This window comes from bacterium (genome assembly GCA_035295165.1).
In the GTDB taxonomy this organism is placed as follows: domain Bacteria; phylum Sysuimicrobiota; class Sysuimicrobiia; order Sysuimicrobiales; family Segetimicrobiaceae; genus JAJPIA01.
Genome location: DATGJN010000103.1, coordinates 92,007 through 109,364 on the forward strand (window position 1 = coordinate 92,007; position 17,358 = coordinate 109,364).

Here is a 17,358-nt window from a genome sequence, read left to right on the forward strand (position 1 = left end):
GGCCGATGCGGCGGGATCGCGCACAGGATCGCGGCGCGCGCGGCCAGGCGCTCATCGAGCTCGTGCTTGTGCTGCCGATCCTGCTGGCGGTCGCGAGCGCGGTGATCGACGGGGGATGGGCGGTGCACGAAGCCGGTATGGTCGCGGCGGCCGCTCAGGCCGCCGGTCGTGCGGTCGCCATCCAGGAGGCGGGCACCGGCCACTGCGACGGCGCCCCGCCGGCGTCCGACCAGGCCACCGCGTCTGCCGCCGCCCGCGGAGCGGCGCCGCGTCTCGACCCGGCGGTGATGGACGTCGCGCTCGAGTATCTCGAACCGGCCTGCGCCGGGAGGATGCGCACCATCGTGGTGTCGGTGGCATATCCGATCACGTCGCTGACGCCCTGGTTCGCGCCCCTGCTCAACGGGCGGCGACTCACTGCGGAGGCAGCCGGCACGATCGAGGAACTGCCGCCGCCGTGGTGGGGGCAGGCGGACGAGGTCGCAGCGCAGCAAACGCAGATCGCGACCCTCCAGGCTCAGGTGGCGTCGCTCACCTCCGCCTACCAGGCAGAGGCCGGGCAGGTGCAGGGGCAGCAGTCCGAGATCGCCGCATTGACCGCCGCGGATCAGCAGGCCGGCGCCCAGGCCGCCTACTGGTCGCAGACTGCGAGTTACTACTACTCCCTGTGGCAGGCGCTTCTTCAGCAGCAACCAAACGGGGGTGGAAACGGTGGCGACCGGAACTAACGGACGGGTCATGGCCCTCGGGCCGCTCGCGCTCCAGTTCCTCGCCCGGCGTCGGCGGTGGCTTCGCTCGACCGCCGTGGCGGTGCTGTTGCTGGTGATCGCGTCTGCGGTCGCGCACGTTCACCGGCGCCCTCTCACGCGGACCGCCGCGGTGCCCACGTTCGTGGCGCGGCGTCTTCTTCGACCCGGGCACGTGCTCAGGGCGAGCGATCTCCGCGCCGTTCCCCAGTCGTTCGGAACCGCCGAGTCGGGCGCCCGACCCGCGCAAGTGACGGATCTGGTCAGGCACGTGGTCGTCCGCGAGATCGCCCGCGGAGAAGCGGTCACAGGCCGCGACGTGGTCCCCGCGCTCCGCTACTACGGCATCGGGGCGCGCGTGCCGCCCGGCATGCGCGCGCTGACCCTCGTCGTGCCCCCGGCGGCGACGTTCGGCGGCGAACTCGTCCCCGGCAGTCGCGTCGACCTGATCGGTGCCTTCGATCCGGAGCGGGGGGAGGGCTTCGTGACGCCGCTGACCACGGGCATCGTGCTGCGGGTCGCCGCCGCCCGGGACCATGCCGCGCCTGGGCCCGAGCGCCTCGCCGTCGCGGTACCGGTCGGACAGGGGAGCGCATCGGTGGACGTCGAGATCGCCGTGCCCCGCGATCGCGAGCGAGAGATTGTGCTCGCGCAGGCGTTCGGACGCATCTTTGTCGCCGCGCACCCGGCGCCGGCCGACGCCCCGGGCGAAGCCGTTCCCGGGACGCTGCGCCTGTTTCCGTACCTCGGCGCGTCGCGCGGCGGTACCAGCGGGCCGCCGGTGCCCACCTTCGTCGGGACGGCGCCGGCCCGCGGCGCCGCGGTTCGCCACCGCGGGCCGGCGGCAGCTTCTGCCACAGCGCCGCCGCGCCCGCAGGGGGTGAGCGCGCCCGTCTGGGTCGTGGATGTGATCGAAGGTGACGTGCGCATCGGCGAACCCGTACCCCGTGCGGGCGATGGGGGGCGCCCCGCGGGAGGCGTCCCCGCGTGGGACGGAGGTGCGCCATGAGCGCGACCGGGCGCTTGCGATCGCATCCGGCGCGGCCGCGCGGGCGTTGTGATGCAGGCGAGCACGGCGGTGTGCTGCTTCTCGTGGCGACGCTGTTGCCGGTGCTGTTGAGTTTCACCGGCGCCGCGGTGGACGTGCGCAACGGGTACGTCGTACGGTCCATGCTGCAGCACTCGCTCGACGATGGTGTCCTCTCGGCGCAGCGATGGAGCGCACAGACGGACGATACCTCGGGTGCTGCCCCCGGCGGAATTGAGCAGGGTGCCATTGCCGAAGCACTCGTGGTCGCACGCCAAGAGCTCGCCTCCGAGGGGCTCTCGCGAGCCACCGTCACGACCGCCATGCCGTCCGGCGGTCGGCTCACGATGACCGCGGAGACACCGGTGCCGACCTTCTTTCTCGGAGCCCTGGGCATTCGCTCGTGGACGGTCGTGGCCCGTGCAGACATCGCGCTGTGGAGCGGGCGGACCATCGCGCCCACCGCCGGCGCGCCGATCGGGTCAGAGGTGAACGGCCCCGCGCCCGCGTTCTTCACCGGCTGGGGCGCGGGCTCCGCGGGTGCCCTTCCGCCTGCGCGGTCCGCTGGCGGCGACCGCGGCACCGCGCCTGGGACGGCATCGACCCCAGCGGGTCCCTCCACGCAGTCGGACGCGAGCGCCGGCATCGGGGCGGTCGACGCCCCCGCCGCATGCAACTGCGACGCGATCGTGGCCGGTGATGCGGCCTCGGCGGCGGCCGCACTCGACCGCATGGGCGTCACGCCGGCCGACCCTGGGCCGTACGCTGGCGACTTCACGGCGGGGCTGGGACTGGGGGAGATGCAATCGCAACAGCAGGCGGACGCAGGAGCATCCGCCGCGTCGGACGGCAATCCGGGTGACGGTGGGGGAGATTCCTCTGGCGCGGGTTCGGACGACGGCTCGGGCGACGGCGGAGCGTGGTGACGGATGACGAATGGGGCGATCCCGCGGTCCATCGTGGTGCACCACAGGGATCCCGCGGGGAGGGAGGCTCTCGCGCGAAGCCTGGCGGACGTGGGCCGCGTCGAGCACGCGGGGTCGCTTCCGCACGCGCTCGAGCTCGTGGCGTTGAACGCCGCGGCGTGTCTTCTCGTGGACCTGCCCGAACCGCGGCGTGAGCGTATCGCGCTCGCTCAGATCGCGGCCGCCTATCCGCAGACTCGGGTGTTCGTGTTCGCCGCGACGCTGCCGTTCGACGCCGTGCGCGAGCTTGTTCGCGCCGGGGTGCGGGATGTGCTTCCGCTCCCGCTCGACGCGGAGGCGTGCGCGGACGCGGTGCGCGAAGCGCTGGTGGAAGAAACCGGCGTCTCCGGTCGACTTCGGGGCATGTCCATCGCGGTGGCGTCGGGAAAAGGCGGCGCGGGGTGCACCGTCCTCACGCTGAACCTCGCCGCGGCGCTTTCGACGCACGGTGCGGTGATGGCGGTGGACGCCGACGCCCCTCCGTGCGGCACGTTGGGCGTCGCCGGTGACCTCGACCCCGGCGGGACCGTCACCTGGCTGGTACGCCAGCGGCTTCCGATCGAACCGCGCGTCCTGCGTCACTCCGCCACGCCGCACGCCGCGGGGTTCTCCGTGCTCACGTTGTGGGCCGATCCGGAGGATCCGGCGGAGATGGAGGGCGTCGTCCCGGCCGTGCTCGACGCGTGCACGGCGATCTCGTCGTTCGTGGTCGTGGACGTGGGCCGGCCCGTGCTGCCCGCGCAGCGGTTGCTGCTGCGCCGGGCAGCGCTCACGTTGGCGGTGACGACGCTCGACTTGCCCGCGTTACGCAACCTTCGCCGGCTCGCCGACATGCTGGCGGCCGAGGGAGGAGGCGGCGCGCCTCCGACGCTGGTGCTCAACCGTTTGGGCCGCGACGCGTCGTACGGAGCCGACCAAGCGGCGGGCGCGTTGGGCCGGCCGTTTGCCGCGGTGCTGCCGTACGCGGAGCCCATGCGTGCGCGTCTCGATCGCGGAGAGCTCGTCCTCGTGACGGATCCGCAACATCCGTGGTGCGCGGCGGTCCGCCGACTGGCGCAGGTGATCGTCGCGCGGCGCCGCGACAGCCTCAGGAACGCGCTGGGCGACGGCGGCGTGGCGGCGGGCGGGCCGGGCGATGGCTAGTCCGGCGGAGCGCCATGCACGCGGCGGGGAGATTCGTGCGGCGCTGCACGACCGACTGCTCGCGGACGTGGAGAAGCACGCACTGGCCGGGCAGGACCGGGCGGTGGTGCGGGGCTACCTCGAGGAGACGCTCGCCGGCTACCTTCGGGACTATCCGCTCCTCGGGGAGGCCGAGACCGCACGGATCGTGGCCGAGCTCTGCGACGATATCGTCGGATTCGGGCCTCTGGAGCCGCTGCTGCGCGATCCGCACATCACGGATATCATGGTCAACCGGTACGACCTCGTCTACGTGCAGCGTCATGGAATCAAGACGGAGAGCCCGATCCGCTTCCGAGACGAGGCGCACCTGTGCTATATCATCGCCCGCATCGCGGACCTCGCGGGGCGCCGGGTTGATGCCACGACCCCGATGGTGGACGCCCGCATGCCGCAGGGGTTTCGGACCCACGCTGCGCTGCCGCCGGTTGCGGTGAGCGGGCCGTGTCTTGCGATCCGGTTGTTCCCGGCGTCGCCGATCACGCTGGACATGCTCATCGATGCGGCCACGTTGAGTGCGCCGATGGCCGGCTACCTCATCACCGCGGTGCGCCACCGCGCGAATCTGTTGTTCACGGGCGGCACCGGCGCGGGCAAGACGAGCATGATGAACGCGTGCGCGGCGTCGATTCCCGCCGCAGAACGGGTGCTGACGATCGAGGAGGCCGCCGAGCTCCGCCTGCCGGTTGTGAACTGGATTCGGTGGGAAACGCGCCCGGCCAACGTGGAGGGCAAGGGCGAGATCACGCAGACCCACCTGCTCCGCAACGCGCTCAGGCAAAACCCCGATCGGATCATCGTGGGCGAAGTGCGCGGCGGGGAAGCGCTCGACATGCTGCAGGCGATGAGCACCGGACACGCCGGGAGCATGAGCACGCTCCACGCGAGCAGCCCGGTGCAGGCTTTGGACCGCCTCGAGGTGCTGGCGCGATGGAGCTCCGGTCTCCCGGGCGACATCGTGCGCCGGTTGACCTCCGCGGCGGTCGAGGTGATCGTGCACCTGGAGCGCCTCCCGGACGGGCGGCGCGTCGTGGCCGAGATCGCCGAGGTGGTCGGGTTGGGCGGCGACGCCGTGCAGACGCAGACGCTCTTCCGCTTCGACCGCGCCCAGGCGGCGTTTGCGTGGATGGGGATCCCTTCGCGTCTCTGCGAGCGGCTCCGGCGCGCCGGCGTTCCGGTGCCGGGATTCTCCGCGGCTCCACCGCTCGCGCGGCCGGGCGTCCCGTGACCGCGCTCGCGGTCGCGGCGGCCGTGGCGTTGATCGTGTGCGAGGTGACGGCGCGGCGCGGGGCCTCCGTGGCGGCATGCCGGCTCGAGCGCCACGTCGCGCGCCGACCGGTCCGATCGCGCCGGGCAGGCGGCGTCCTGCGGCGGGTCGACCGTCGGCTCGTTCGGATCCAGATCGGGGCGCTCATTGAGCAGCGTCTGCGCGAAGCCGGGGTGCCGTTTTCGGTGTCGGAAGCGCTGCTCGCCGCGGCCGCCGGTACCGCGGCCGCGGGCGGAGCCGCCGCGGCGTTCGGCGGCCCCGGGGCCTGCGCCGCGGCGTTCGTGCTCTGTCCCGGCATCACGTGGCTCGCGCTCGGTGCGGCGCGCGACCGGCGATGTCGTCGCCTCGACCTGCAGCTCCCCGCCGCGCTGGATCTCCTGGTGGGCCAGTTGCGCGGCCACCGATCGGCGGCGGAGGGCGTCGCGGAGATCGCGCGGCGGCTGCCGGCTCCCCTGCGGACGGAATGCGCCAGGGTGTCGGAGGAGATCGCGCTCGGGGCTTCACTGTCCGAGGCGCTCGCGAGGCTGCGGCGACGCGTGCCCAGTCCGTCGCTCGGCGCGGTCGTCACGGCGATTCTCGTGGCCGACCGCAGCGGCGGGAACTTGGCCGAGTGCCTGTCCCGGCAGTCCCAGGCCGTGCGCGAGCAACTGGCGTTTCTTCAGGAAGTTCGCGCCGTCACCGCGCACGCACGGGGCACCGCGACCGTTCTGACGCTGTTTCCCTTCGGCGTGGCCGCCGCGATGATGCTGCTGGACCCCGCGGCGATGGACGGGCTCTTCGCCTCCCGCGCCGGCCGAGCTCTGCTGGCGCTGGCGGCGGCGCTGCAGCTCGTCGGCTGGTACACCATTCGGGCGATGATCCGGGGTGCGACGCGGTGACCGGCTGGTGGGACGTCTGGGGCCTTGGGGCCCTGGATGCGCTGCTCTGGGCGGCGGCCCGCGGGGAGGAGCCGTCCTCGCCAGCCCTCCGGCGTCTGCGACGCTACCTGTCTGACAGGCGGCCGACGGAGCGTCGCGCTCCGTCCCTGTGGCGCAGGGTTGGACAGCCCGCCGGCACACGAGCCGTCCTGGCGCTTCGGCGTTTGACCTCTCAGGCGCGCCGGCGGCGCGCGGCGGACTATTTGGCGCGGGCCGCGCTCGAATGGGCGCCGGAGACCCTCGTCGCGCTCGCGCTGGCCTCGGGGGCGGCCCTGGCGCTCGCCGCGCCGGCGATCGTCCACCTGAGCGGCGCGCCGGGTCCAGATTGGGCGTGGGGCGCGTTCGGGTGGGGGATCGGCTATCTTCAACCCGGCCTGTGGGTGCGGCGGCGAGGCGCCTTCCGGATCCGCGAGTTCGAGCGCGAGCTGCCGGGCGCGCTGGATATGCTGGTCATCGGGCTGCGCGCGGGCCTGAGCCTGCCGGCCGCGGTCGCCGAGTACGCGGGGAGCGGACGGGGCGTTGCGACTACGGCGTTCCACGCGTACCTCACCGACCTGGCGCTGGGCCGAACGCCGGAGGAGGGGATGGCCGAGATGGTGCGGCGCTATCCCGGCGACGCGCTCGCGGTGGTGGCGGCGACCCTGGCGCAGAGCGTGCGTCTGGGCTCTCCGCTCGCCGACGCCCTGGAGGCGCAGGCGTCGCACCTGCGGCGGCTGATGCTCCGGCGGGCGGAAGAATCGGCGCGCGGTCTCGCCGTGAGGCTCGTGGTCCCGCTCGTGGTCTGCGTGTTCCCCCAGGTGTTCATCGTCGGACTCGGACCGGTCGCGCTCAAGCTGCTCGGCCCCGGCGGGGTTCTCCACTGATGCGCCACCGGCTTCACGCGGCCGGATCACGGCCGGTCGGCCCGCGACGCGCTGCGGTCGCGCATCGAGAGTCCGGTCGAACGCTCGCCGGCCGGTGTGACGTGGCGAGCACCTGCTGGAGTCGGGTCCGCGGATGGATCGGCCGGCGCGCCGCCGCGGGCGATGCGCTCTGGCTTGTTCCGTGCGCGTGGGTGCACACCGTCGGCATGCGATGCACGATCGACGTGGTGTTCTGTGCGCGCGACGGGACCGTCGTGCGGGTGGTCACCGACGTGCGGCCGGGTCGAGTGGTGCGGGCCGCCGGCGCGGCCGTGACGTGTGAGCTGCCGGCGGGCGGCGCCGCCGGAGTGCGCCCGGGTGATCATTTGCATCTCGTTCACGGAGCGATCTCGGGGTCTCCCGGTTGGTGTCGCACCGATCGCTCGCCGGAGAAAAGGGGTGGGCGCGAGGCAGTTTGAACCAACCGGCGATACCCAACCCGGTTGTGTGAAGGAGGCTGCGATGCCCAAGCGGATAGCGGTGACGGCCACCGGCGATTCACTCATCACGCGGCGGATGCCGGTCTACGACGATCCGCCGTTTGCCGATATGCTCCGTCTCATCCAATCCGCCGATGCGAGATTCACCAACATGGAGATGGTCTTGAGCGGGTATCGGGGAACGCCGGTCGTCGAGAGCGGGGGAATGAACCTGTCCGCGACGCCCGACGTGGCCCGGGACCTGATGCGCATGGGGTTCAACCTGACTGCGTTCGCCAACAACCACACGCTCAACTACGGCGAGGAGGGGTGCCTGCGGACCGTCGAGGCGCTGCGGCAGATGGACTTCGTCTGCGCCGGCGCCGGGCGGAACCTGGCGGAGGCGAGGATGCCCGCGTTCCTCGAGACGCCGAGGGGTCGGATCGGGCTGGTCGCCTGCGCATCCACCTTTGCGCCTGGACAGCGCGGCGGGGCGCAGCGCCCGGACGCTCCGGGCCGCCCCGGGCTCAACCCGCAGCGCTTCGATACCCTGTACGTCGTCGATCAGGCGCACATGGACGCCATCCAGCGCATCGCCGAGCGGACGGGAGTCGAGCGGCAGCGACAATGGCGCATCTGGATGGGGTTTGGACACCCGCCGAAGCGCGAGGGCGAGTTCTCGTTCGCGGACCGCTCGTTCATCGTGGGCGAGGAATTTGGCGTGCGCACGGAGCCGCACGAGGGCGATCTCCTCGGCAACACGCGCTCGGTACAGGCGGCGACCGAGGTCTCGGATTTGACACTGGTCAGCATCCACGCGCACGAGGAGGGGACCGAACGCTGGCTGCCGGCGCAGTTCATCACGACGTTTGCCCGCGCCTGCGTCGACGCCGGGGCTGACATGGTGCTCGGTCACGGTCCGCACCTGCTACGCGGGCTGGAGCTCTATAAAGGAAAGCCGATCTTCTATTCCCTCGGCAACTTCATCTTCCAGCACGAATACCTCGAGCGGATCCCCGCCGACGACTACGAGACGCTCCGGGTGGATCCGAGTCGGTCCGCGCCGGAGCTGTTCCGCGAGTTGTCCAAGGACGGCTCGCAGAGTTTCGCCGCGGACCGCCGGTACTGGGAAGCCGTGCTCCCCCTGTGCGTGTTCGAGGACCGCGTGCTGCGGCAGATTCGTCTCCATCCGGTGTCCCTCGGCTTTGGCATGCGCTGGCCGGACCGCGGCACCCCGCGGTTGGCCTCCGCAGCGCTCGCCGGGGAGATCCTGGATCGGTTCGCGGCGCTCTCGCACGCCTTCGGGACCGAGATCACGGTCGACGGGCAGGTAGGCGATGTGCGCATTGCGTGATCCGATGCGGCATGACGCGCGCGCCGGCGTCATCTTGACCTGACCTGACCCTGCGCGCGCTCCCTCGCGGTGCGCTGGTCGGGGAGGTTGTTGGCGCAGACCACCGGACCGCGGTTCTGTCAGATGAGGTGTGTGCAGGTCGGCGTTCGAACGCTGAGCCGTGCGCTCGCCGCCGCGATGCCGATCCGAGAAGGGGGTAGTGCACGGAACGTCGTCATCGTCCGATCGCGCTCTCCCGTCGACAACTCCTCGGATCGGCAACGGCCGCCGCGGCGGCGGTGACGGCCGGCGCAGCACTCGCACCGGCCGGCGCCGTCGGGGGCGCCGCCCCTCGACGCTGTGTTGAAAGAGTTCGAGACCTACGCCGAGCGGGCGCGTGTCCAGTGGAGTGTACCGGGCATGGCGATCGCGGTCGTGCACGACGACGCGGTCGTGTACGCTAAGGGATTCGGTGTGAAACAGCTCGGGGCGTCGGTGCCGGTGCACACGCACACGCTGTTTCAAATCGGATCCACGTCCAAGGCGTTCACGTCGACGCTCGTGGCGATGCTCGTCGACCAGGGGAAGCTCAAGTGGACCGACCGCGTGATCGACCACGACCCGGAGTTTGCGATGTACGATGCGTGGGTCACGCGGGAGTTCATGATCCAGGACCTCATGGTGCAGCACAGCGGGATGGCGCCGTATGCCGGCGATCTCATGGCGCTCATCGGATTCGACGCGGCCTACATCCGCAGGCAGATCCGCGAGATGCGCCCGGTTTCGAGCTTCCGCAGCGAGTTCGGCTACGTGAACAACCTGTTCCTCGTCGCGAGCGCGATCATCGAGCGGCTGACCGGCACGAGCTGGGAGGAGAACGTGCGCCGCCGCATCTTCACGCCCCTTGGAATGGCCGCCAGTTCGACTGGGCTCGGTCCGTTTCAACAGGCCGCGGACGCGACGCACGGTCACCGGGTTCTCGACGGCCAGGTGCGTCCGCTGGCGATGGACTATCCGTTCCTCGGCTGGGTGTACACGTACGCGCCGGCGGGCGGCGTCAACTCGACCGTATTGGACATGGCGAACTGGGTGCGCCTCCACCTCGCGCGCGGACGGTTCGGACAGACGCGGTTGGTCGGCGAGGCGAACATGGACGTCGTCCACGCCCCGCGGACGGCGCTTCCGCCGTCGACCGACGCGGCCGGCACCTCGATGTCGGAGGCCAAGTCGTTCTACCGCGAAGGGTGGCTGTTCACCAGCGCGCGCCCGCTGCCGATCGTCTGGCACAACGGGGACACGAACTTCATGCGCGCCGCGGTCGGGCTCAACCACGGCGGCGACCTCGGGGTCGTCATTTTGACCAATCGCGGCGAGGTGCCGCTGGCCGAGGCGCTGGTGTTCGAGCTGCACGACCTCTACTTCGGCAACCCGCGAAGCGACTGGAGTGCGCTCATGTATCGCAAGTACGAACAGGGGGTCGAGGCCCGCCGCAAGGCTGTGGGTGCACGGCCGCAACCGCCGGCCCCGCCGCTCTCGCTCGAGCAGTATGCGGGGACGTTCCGCAACACCGTGTACGGACGCGCCACGGTGGCCACGAGCGGCAGCGGGCTCTCGTTCTCCGTCGGGCCGAGGCCCGCCCGTATGCTCCTGGCGCCCTGGGACCGCGACGCCTTTCTCGTGTCCTGGCCGCTCGTCGATGCGTTCGCCGGTGACTCAGGATTCGCGCGGTTCGTGTTCGGCCAGGACGGCAAGGTGATGGGGGTCATGATGGACGCGTTCTCGGACGTGGACAACGGGCTGTTCGAGCGCGTCGCCGCCAAATCGTAGGCCGGCGGTGCCCCTCCGCCTCTGCGCGCTCCTGACAGCGACGCCCGCCGGTTCATCGGGTCCTGGCCGGCGGGGGGACGGACCCCGCCCCCGGCCCCGCGATCGAGTCGCACAGGGTCGCGGCGGCGCGAGACGCCGTCTATCAGCCCGCGACGATCACAGGGTGGAGTCCCGCCTACTATTAGAAGTAGAATCCCGACCCCGGCAGCGCTTGCCCGAGCCCCTTCGCGAGGAGCTTGGCCCAGTACTTCGCAAGGTCGACCGTCCCCATGCCCGTGTCCTGGGCATCGGCCGGCATGACGGTGAACACGAGAACGTCCCCCACCGAGATCGTGGCGGCGGCGCCGGCCTGGCGGACGACGACGTTGCCGCCCTGCCGGAACCGCGGGGCGCTCAGGACCTCCGTGATGCGCTGGTTGATCTGAGTGGCGCGCTCGTACGACGTGTATCCTGGGGCGTCGTGCGTGATTCGACAAATGAAGATGCCGCCGACCGAGATGTCCCGCGCGTCGGCGAGCGCGGGCAAGGCCGCTCCCAGCATCACCGCGACGGCAAGCAAGACGGCGGGAACCCCGGCGCTCCTGCGGATCGACTGCATCGACTCGTCCCCCCTTTGGCACCGCACCGCGGTGCTGTCTTAGCTGCTGGCCCACCCTAAGAATTCGCTCAAACGATGCGAATCCTTGGTCCCCTCACGCAATGTTCCACGAGGGATCCGCGGGCACCGCGGTCCTTGCGCGCCGCAGGTGCCGTCACGATACGGGTGATCCGCTCGGGACGTCGCCGTCCACGCCCAGCAGCACGACGCGGCCGTCGTGGCTCGCGGCGAGAAGCATGCCCTGCGACTCGACCCCGCGGACGCGCCGCGGTTCGAGGTTGGCGACGACGACGATCTTGCGGCCGACCAGGGCCTCGGGCGCGTAGTGCTGGGCGATCCCCGCAGCGAGGGAGCGCGTCTCGTCGCCGATCTTGATGCGCAGCTCGAGGATCTTGTCGGCGCCGGCCACCCGCTTCGCTTCCAAGACCTCGGCGACCCGCAGCTCGACCTTCTTGAACTCGTCGATCGAGATCGTTCCCACCGGTGTGCCTCCTTTGGCCGTCCGCGCCGCGCCCCGGCTCCCGGGCGCCGGACGGGTTTCGATCCGCGGAAAGATCGGCCTGCCCGGGCGGGTCCGCGTGCCGACGGGCAGTCCGCCCCAGCGTACCGCGTCCGGCAGCCGCTGCGAAGAAAGCGGCGCATCAAGGCCGAGCTGCTCCCACGCCCGCGCGGCCGCGGTCGGGAGCCACGGCGAGAGGAGCACGGTCGCGACGCGCACGGCTTCCAGCGTATTGTACAAGACCGTCCCCGCGCGATCCAACCGGCCCGCCTGGATCGACCGCCACGGCGCTTCCTCGTCAAGGTATTTGTTCCCCGCCGACAGGATTCGCCAGATCTCTTCGAGCGCATTCCGGAAGTCGAGGCGATCGATCGCCGGTTCCACCGCGGTCGCGACCGCGGCGGCGACCTCGCGCAGCGCCGCGTCCCCGCCTTCCTCGGGACCGCGCGGCGGCACGCGCCCCTCGAAGTGCCGCTCGAGGATGGGCAGCGACCGGTTCAGCAGGTTGCCGTAGTCGTTGGCGAGATCCGCATTGAACCGGTGGATCAGCGCCGGCTTGCTGAAGTCGCCGTCGGCGCCGAACGGGATCTCCCGCAGGAGGAAGTATCGCAGCGCGTCCACCGCAACCCCGAACTCCGCGCCGGATTCCTCGGCGATCTCGCGGGACAGGGCCGCCGGGTCGATCACGGTGCCGAGCGACTTGCTGAACTTCTTGCCGCCGAGCGTCAGCCAGCCGTTGGCGAACGTTTGCTTCGGCACGGCGATCCCCGCGGCGTGCAGGACGATCGGCCAGATCACGGCATGGAAGCGCACGATCTCCTTGCCCACGAGATGGACGTCCGCGGGCCAGTAGCGACGGAATCGCTCCGGGTCGTCGAGCACCCCGGCGGCGGTGATGTAGTTCGTCAGCGCGTCGATCCAGACGTAGACGACGTGCTTCGGATCAAACGGCACGGGGATGCCCCACGTAAACGTGGTGCGGCTCACGGCGATGTCCTTGAGTCCCGCGCGGAGCAGCGCGAGCACTTCGTTCCGCGAGCTGTCCGGGGCGACGGCGTGGGGATGGGTCTCGATGTGTTGGAGCAACCAGTCCCGGTACGTCGACAGGCGGAGCAGATACGATTCCTCGGCGGTCCACTCGAGCGTGAGACCGGTATGCACCGGACACGTATGGTCCGGCCCCAGCTCGTTCTCCGGGTAGAAGCTCTCGCAGGAGGGGCAGTACCAGCCCTCGTAGGTGCCGAGATAGATATCGCCCTGTTTGAAGAGGCGTTCGAAGATGTGCTGGACGACCTTGCGGTGGCGGGGCTCGGTCGTCCGGATGAAATCGTCGTTCGAGATGTTGAGCACCTGCCACAGGCGCCGGAACTCGTCCGCGATCCGGTCGGCCCACGCCTGCGGGGACACCCCGTTCCGCTCGGCGACTCGGGCGATGTTGATGCCGTGCTCATCGGTGCCGGTCAGGAAGAACACGTCGTAGCCGCTCAGGCGCTTGAAGCGTGCCGCAACGTCGGCCGCGATCGTCGTGTAGGCGTGCCCGATGTGCGGGTCGCCGTTCACGTAGTAGATCGGCGTCGTGATGTAGTAGGTCTTCATCGTTCTCGCCTCGCTCCCCCAAAATAACATGCCTCCCGTCCTTGGGACGAGAGGCACACGCCTCCGTGATACCACCCACGTTCGCCCGCCCGAGCGGGCCTGACCGCTTCGCGATTCGAAGGGTCGCCTGGTTACGCGGGCGCCGCGGCGTCGCCTACTGCGCGGTGGCCTCTCGGCATCCGCGGTTGGTCGCGCAGCTCCGGAGCCATGTTCCGCCCGCCGCTCCCGCCGGCTCGCACCTCATCCGGCTCTCTCGGGCCGCATTCGCGGCTTCGGGCCGGCGGCGGACGTACTCCCGCTCCCTCATCGCTTTGAGCCCATGCTACGGGGCGCCGGGAGGGTTGTCAAGAACGCGATGCGGTGGTGGCGTGGCGGGGTCGAGGAGCCCCCCCACCGGAGCGGAGCCGACCCCGAGGAGGCGCCTCCCGGCGCCGCCGGAGGGTCGGTCCGCGGCGGAGCCGTGTGCATCGCCGTGGATCTCCCCTTGCGCTAGCCCTTGTCTCCCAAGCGTTTCCGGTGCCTAGCGGTAGACGGGTAGCTCGGTGGTGGCATCCGGTGCCGGGCCTCCGTAAGCGCTCATCGCCGACGTATGGTCCGGGTGGCGCCGCCAGAGGTTTCCCCTAATTGTCCGCCTGGCGGCTTCGCGGCGACTGCCCCTGTGCGGAGGCCACCCCTGCAAAACCCTCGGGGCACTCCTCTGTGCCCCACCTGTTTCCTAACTCCCTGCCGATGGTGAGGCTCTCTCCGAAAAGTGCCGCCGCCCGCCCATAGTCGCCCCGACGGAGCGCCAGATTGCCTAAGCCGCGAAGAGCATGGGCAAGTGGAGTCGTTGATGACGAGGCACCGAGACGGAGGACGGTTGTCGAGCAAGCCACTTTGTCCGCTTGGCAACTGCTGTTTTCGCAACCCGCTTCCTCGGCCGACGACCCATTCGTCAGCCTCCCGGACCAGGATCGCCGTCAACGTTGGACATTGCGGTTCGGCAGATGGAGACTGCGGTCCTTTCCGGTCTATTCAGTCGGGATCTGGAGGCTAGTTTCAGGGACGACTCCGATGCGCAATCCACGTCCCATCAACCCTTCCTCGTCGGAGGTGACGTCAAACCCAGCGGCCCGAAACGCCGCCAGATATTCTTCGTGAGAGAGGGGTTTCTCAACCTAGCCGGGAATGAGCCTCCGCGATTCCGGGTGATCGACACGCGCAGGTTCGGGGGAGGCCGTGCTCCCCGAGGGGGTGGATCACCCATTTTGAAGCTGATCCTCGCGATCGTCCAGGAGAAGGACTCCCGGCGTCTGATCGACGCGCTAATGGACGCGCAGTTCCAGACCACGATGCTTGCCAGCACCGGCGGGTTCCTCCGCGAGGGTAACACGACGATCATCATCGGCACCGACGAGGGCCGCGTCGACGATGCCCTTGCCGTCATCCAGAAGATCTGTTGTGTGCGGGAGAAGCTGATCAGTCCGGTGCCGCCGGTGGTGGACCCCGTATCCTACATCGTGGAACCCGTCAAGGTAAAGGTCGGAGGCGCGATCGTGTCCGTACTAAATGTGGACCGGTCGGTCAAGATCTGATCGCGTCAATAGGACTTACAGCCCCTGTCGTGTCAGGTAGTCGCGCCCGCGGTTGGTAATCGTCGCGAGCCCTGTCCGGTCCTTCTTCTTTTCCCAGGTCGCGAGCGCGTAGTCGGTGCAGTATAGGAGGTGGCGTTCGACCGCATCCAGCGGTAGGCCGAGCATCTCGCCCAATTCTGAGCTCCGGACACCTTGGGGGTGATCCCGAAGAGCGACCAAAACCTGGTTCCGATCGTTGTTGATTGGCATGCCGTTGCCCCCGGGAGTGGCGTTCCCTCTCACACAACGAGAATAGCGTGGCGGTGGTTCCAGGGCCCCGCGCCGCGCAAATCGGTACTCTTACCCATTCAGCAGCGTAAACTGTCATTCAGGTTCTTGAGATCCTCCCACCATCGCGCGTGCGGCACCACCGTCCCTTGCCGGATGCGCGCGCGATAAGGTACGGACAGGCCACCTCGTGCGGATTGGTGTCAACAGGGCACAAATGTAGCGCCGGCAGGAGCTGGAGTTTGGGCGGACGAACATGTTGGCCCGCAAGTTGGTCTGTCCGGTGACTTGGGAGGCGCCGTGCGTCACGCTTCCAACGTTATGGATCGCCCTCGCGAATTGTCACGTTTCGGCAAGATCCTCCTGCTACTGCTCGTGGCGTACGTTACAACGCTCATCTTGCCCGATACACTGCGCCCGAGTGCGCTGTATCAACAACTCTATTCGTTTGTAGGATTAGATTCGCATCACCAACCAACGGCCGGCTGGTACCCTTTGGGGGTCGTCTGCTTTGATGCTGACAATAACGGCAAGGTCACGTCCGTCCACGGCTGCGCTCCCGCGCGGGGCCACTTGCAAGAAGGCGATCAGATCGACCTCCGCGCAACAGCGATGACTGATCGTCGCGCGATAATAGAAGGCGGCGGGCGGGTCGCGCACGATCGGCCCGTGGTCTTACAAATCATCCATGCCAACCGTGCTCGGGAGACAGTAGAGTTGATGCCGAGGCCAGAAGACCTCCGATTCTTTGGTACGAAATGGCCAAATACGTGGACCCTCATGCTCGATCAACTGGCTGGCCTTTTCTTCATCGGACTGGCTGCGCTCTGCGTTTGGCGGGCGCCATCGCCCGTTACTTGGGGGTTCTTCGTGTACGCCCTGTATTTCAATTCCGGCGATCTCGAGGTGTGGTGGGCAAACCTTCCGGCCGAGGCAGTTCGCTGGCTCGGCTGGTCGCTGGCAGTGATCGCCAGTGCGGGTCTCGCCGGTATTCTGATGTTCGCTCTGTACTTCCCGCGTCATTCGGTTAGAAATTGGCGGCGCGCGGTTGTGTGGCTGTTCTTCCCGTTCGCGACGCTGGCTGCACTGAACCTCTGGTCGTTTCGCAACTACACTGAAGGGATCTCAACTGAAGCTGTCTACGATGCCTACTACTATTTGTTTCTCGCCACTTACCTTGCGGTCTTCGCTTTGTTCTTTCGCACGTACGTCACTCAACCTGCGGATCGACCGAGGATACGCTGGGTCATCTTAGGCGCACTGTCCGGCCTCTTGTGCTTCATCCTTGCCGAAGTCTACACTCAAACCTCGATGCTCAATAATTTGCCCCTGACGATTCATCAATGGCAATGGCAAACGCTTTACGCAGTGAATGTATTGTTCCCAATAGCCGTCACTTATGCGATATTACGTCACCGGGTGATCAATGTCCGATTGGTACTCAATCGCTCGGGCGTCGCGGCATTCGGATTCATCGTAGTGCTTGTAGCGTACGAGTTACTCTACCTCACATTTCACAGGAGAGTAGAGCGTTGGCCCTGGATCGCGCTTGCCGTAGGACTAATCTCCATACTCGCTCATGAACGCCTGCGAAAGATTAAGGACTTTATGAATTGGCTGTTCTACCGTAAGTGGTACATTGCTGAGCGCGACTTGAAGAAGGCAGCGGAAGGCCTAACTCGAGTCACCCAGGTTGAGGCAGTCAATCACGCGCTTATCGACGTGCCAGCGAACGACCTTGATCTCACTCTCGCAGGGCTATTTGAACGCAAAACGGATGAGGCCTTCTACCGTGTTCATGCGACCCCATCGTGGCCCGGAACTCTCTTGCAGGTGATTCCCGCGCACGACTCATTGCTTGCTTCGCTCCAAGCCCGTCCTCTAGTGCTTTCAGACGGCTATTGGAAGGGAAAGCTACCGGCGCCCCAGCCATACCCCGTTCAGATGCCCATTCTCGCGGTGCCTATCGCGATCGGACGAGTGCTGAGCAGACTTGCGCTTTTCGGCCCGCACGCTAACGGCGAGACATTTGATCGCGATGAGGTTGACATCATTGACAAGCTGGCGCAATCTGCGGGCCTTGCTTACACTACGTTGCAAGCCGAAGAAGTGGAGACTCTGCGTAGTCAGATTCGAGACTTGCAGGTACCGTTGAAAGAAACGCCAGGGCTTCACCTCAAGGACTAGCCGGCCCCCCGAGGTGCCCCAGCAGCGATCGCCGAGGTGCCGTGCCGTTGGC

At 68.6% G+C, this 17,358-nt stretch carries 15 protein-coding genes; 12 read left to right on the forward strand and 3 right to left on the reverse strand.

Annotated elements, in window-relative coordinates; genetic code table 11:
* Positions 1 to 5 precede the first annotated feature (5 nt).
* The 10 genes from VKZ50_17770 to VKZ50_17815 all read left to right on the forward strand — a co-directional run bounded on the left by VKZ50_17770 (position 6) and on the right by VKZ50_17815 (position 10,585).
* Positions 6 to 728, forward strand: coding sequence for a TadE family protein (locus VKZ50_17770; protein HLJ61575.1), 723 nt, complete (start codon positions 6 to 8; stop codon positions 726 to 728).
* On the forward strand, positions 712 to 1,755 hold the full coding sequence (locus tag VKZ50_17775) for an RcpC/CpaB family pilus assembly protein (protein ID HLJ61576.1): 1,044 nt from the start codon (positions 712 to 714) through the stop codon (positions 1,753 to 1,755). The genes VKZ50_17770 and VKZ50_17775 overlap by 17 nt, the downstream gene beginning before the upstream one ends.
* On the forward strand, positions 1,752 to 2,699 hold the full coding sequence (locus VKZ50_17780; GenBank protein ID HLJ61577.1) for a pilus assembly protein TadG-related protein: 948 nt from the start codon (positions 1,752 to 1,754) through the stop codon (positions 2,697 to 2,699). Before VKZ50_17775 ends, VKZ50_17780 begins: the two co-directional genes overlap by 4 nt.
* A 3-nt stretch (positions 2,700 to 2,702) precedes the next feature.
* On the forward strand, positions 2,703 to 3,881 hold the full coding sequence (locus VKZ50_17785; protein ID HLJ61578.1) for a hypothetical protein: 1,179 nt from the start codon (positions 2,703 to 2,705) through the stop codon (positions 3,879 to 3,881).
* Entirely contained in the window at positions 3,874 to 5,148 is a 1,275-nt protein-coding gene (locus VKZ50_17790) for a CpaF family protein (GenBank protein HLJ61579.1), read from the forward strand. The genes VKZ50_17785 and VKZ50_17790 overlap by 8 nt, the downstream gene beginning before the upstream one ends.
* Positions 5,145 to 6,065, forward strand: a complete 921-nt coding sequence (locus VKZ50_17795; protein HLJ61580.1) for a type II secretion system F family protein — start codon at positions 5,145 to 5,147, stop codon at positions 6,063 to 6,065. The genes VKZ50_17790 and VKZ50_17795 overlap by 4 nt, the downstream gene beginning before the upstream one ends.
* Positions 6,062 to 6,967 (forward strand): type II secretion system F family protein, encoded by a 906-nt coding sequence (locus VKZ50_17800; GenBank protein HLJ61581.1) that lies wholly within the window; start codon positions 6,062 to 6,064, stop codon positions 6,965 to 6,967. The genes VKZ50_17795 and VKZ50_17800 overlap by 4 nt, the downstream gene beginning before the upstream one ends.
* Positions 6,967 to 7,425, forward strand: a complete 459-nt coding sequence (locus VKZ50_17805) for a DUF192 domain-containing protein (GenBank protein HLJ61582.1) — start codon at positions 6,967 to 6,969, stop codon at positions 7,423 to 7,425. Before VKZ50_17800 ends, VKZ50_17805 begins: the two co-directional genes overlap by 1 nt.
* A gap of 43 nt (positions 7,426 to 7,468) precedes the next feature.
* Positions 7,469 to 8,779: a CapA family protein gene (locus VKZ50_17810; protein HLJ61583.1), complete on the forward strand. Its 1,311-nt coding sequence runs from the start codon at positions 7,469 to 7,471 to the stop codon at positions 8,777 to 8,779.
* Between the two features lie 342 nt (positions 8,780 to 9,121).
* Positions 9,122 to 10,585 (forward strand): serine hydrolase, encoded by a 1,464-nt coding sequence (locus VKZ50_17815; protein ID HLJ61584.1) that lies wholly within the window; start codon positions 9,122 to 9,124, stop codon positions 10,583 to 10,585.
* Positions 10,586 to 10,766: 181 nt separating this feature from the next.
* On the opposite strand, the gene VKZ50_17820 is transcribed toward VKZ50_17815, so the two are convergent.
* Positions 10,767 to 11,183, reverse strand: a complete 417-nt coding sequence (locus VKZ50_17820; protein ID HLJ61585.1) for a hypothetical protein — start codon at positions 11,181 to 11,183, stop codon at positions 10,767 to 10,769.
* A gap of 154 nt (positions 11,184 to 11,337) precedes the next feature.
* On the reverse strand, positions 11,338 to 13,278 hold the full coding sequence (gene metG, locus VKZ50_17825) for a methionine--tRNA ligase (protein HLJ61586.1): 1,941 nt from the start codon (positions 13,276 to 13,278) through the stop codon (positions 11,338 to 11,340).
* A gap of 1,247 nt (positions 13,279 to 14,525) precedes the next feature.
* Between metG and VKZ50_17830 the strand changes: the two genes are divergently transcribed.
* The gene (locus tag VKZ50_17830; protein HLJ61587.1) at positions 14,526 to 14,852 is read left to right on the forward strand and encodes a cyclic-di-AMP receptor; all 327 of its coding nucleotides are present in this window, start codon (positions 14,526 to 14,528) and stop codon (positions 14,850 to 14,852) included.
* Positions 14,853 to 14,867: 15 nt separating this feature from the next.
* Here VKZ50_17830 and VKZ50_17835 read toward each other — a convergent pair whose 3' ends face one another.
* Entirely contained in the window at positions 14,868 to 15,026 is a 159-nt protein-coding gene (locus VKZ50_17835) for a hypothetical protein (protein ID HLJ61588.1), read from the reverse strand.
* A 393-nt stretch (positions 15,027 to 15,419) separates the two neighbouring features.
* Here VKZ50_17835 and VKZ50_17840 point away from each other — a divergent pair, with 393 nt between their 5' ends.
* Positions 15,420 to 17,306 (forward strand): hypothetical protein, encoded by a 1,887-nt coding sequence (locus VKZ50_17840; protein ID HLJ61589.1) that lies wholly within the window; start codon positions 15,420 to 15,422, stop codon positions 17,304 to 17,306.
* The last annotated feature ends 52 nt before the right edge of the window (positions 17,307 to 17,358 follow it).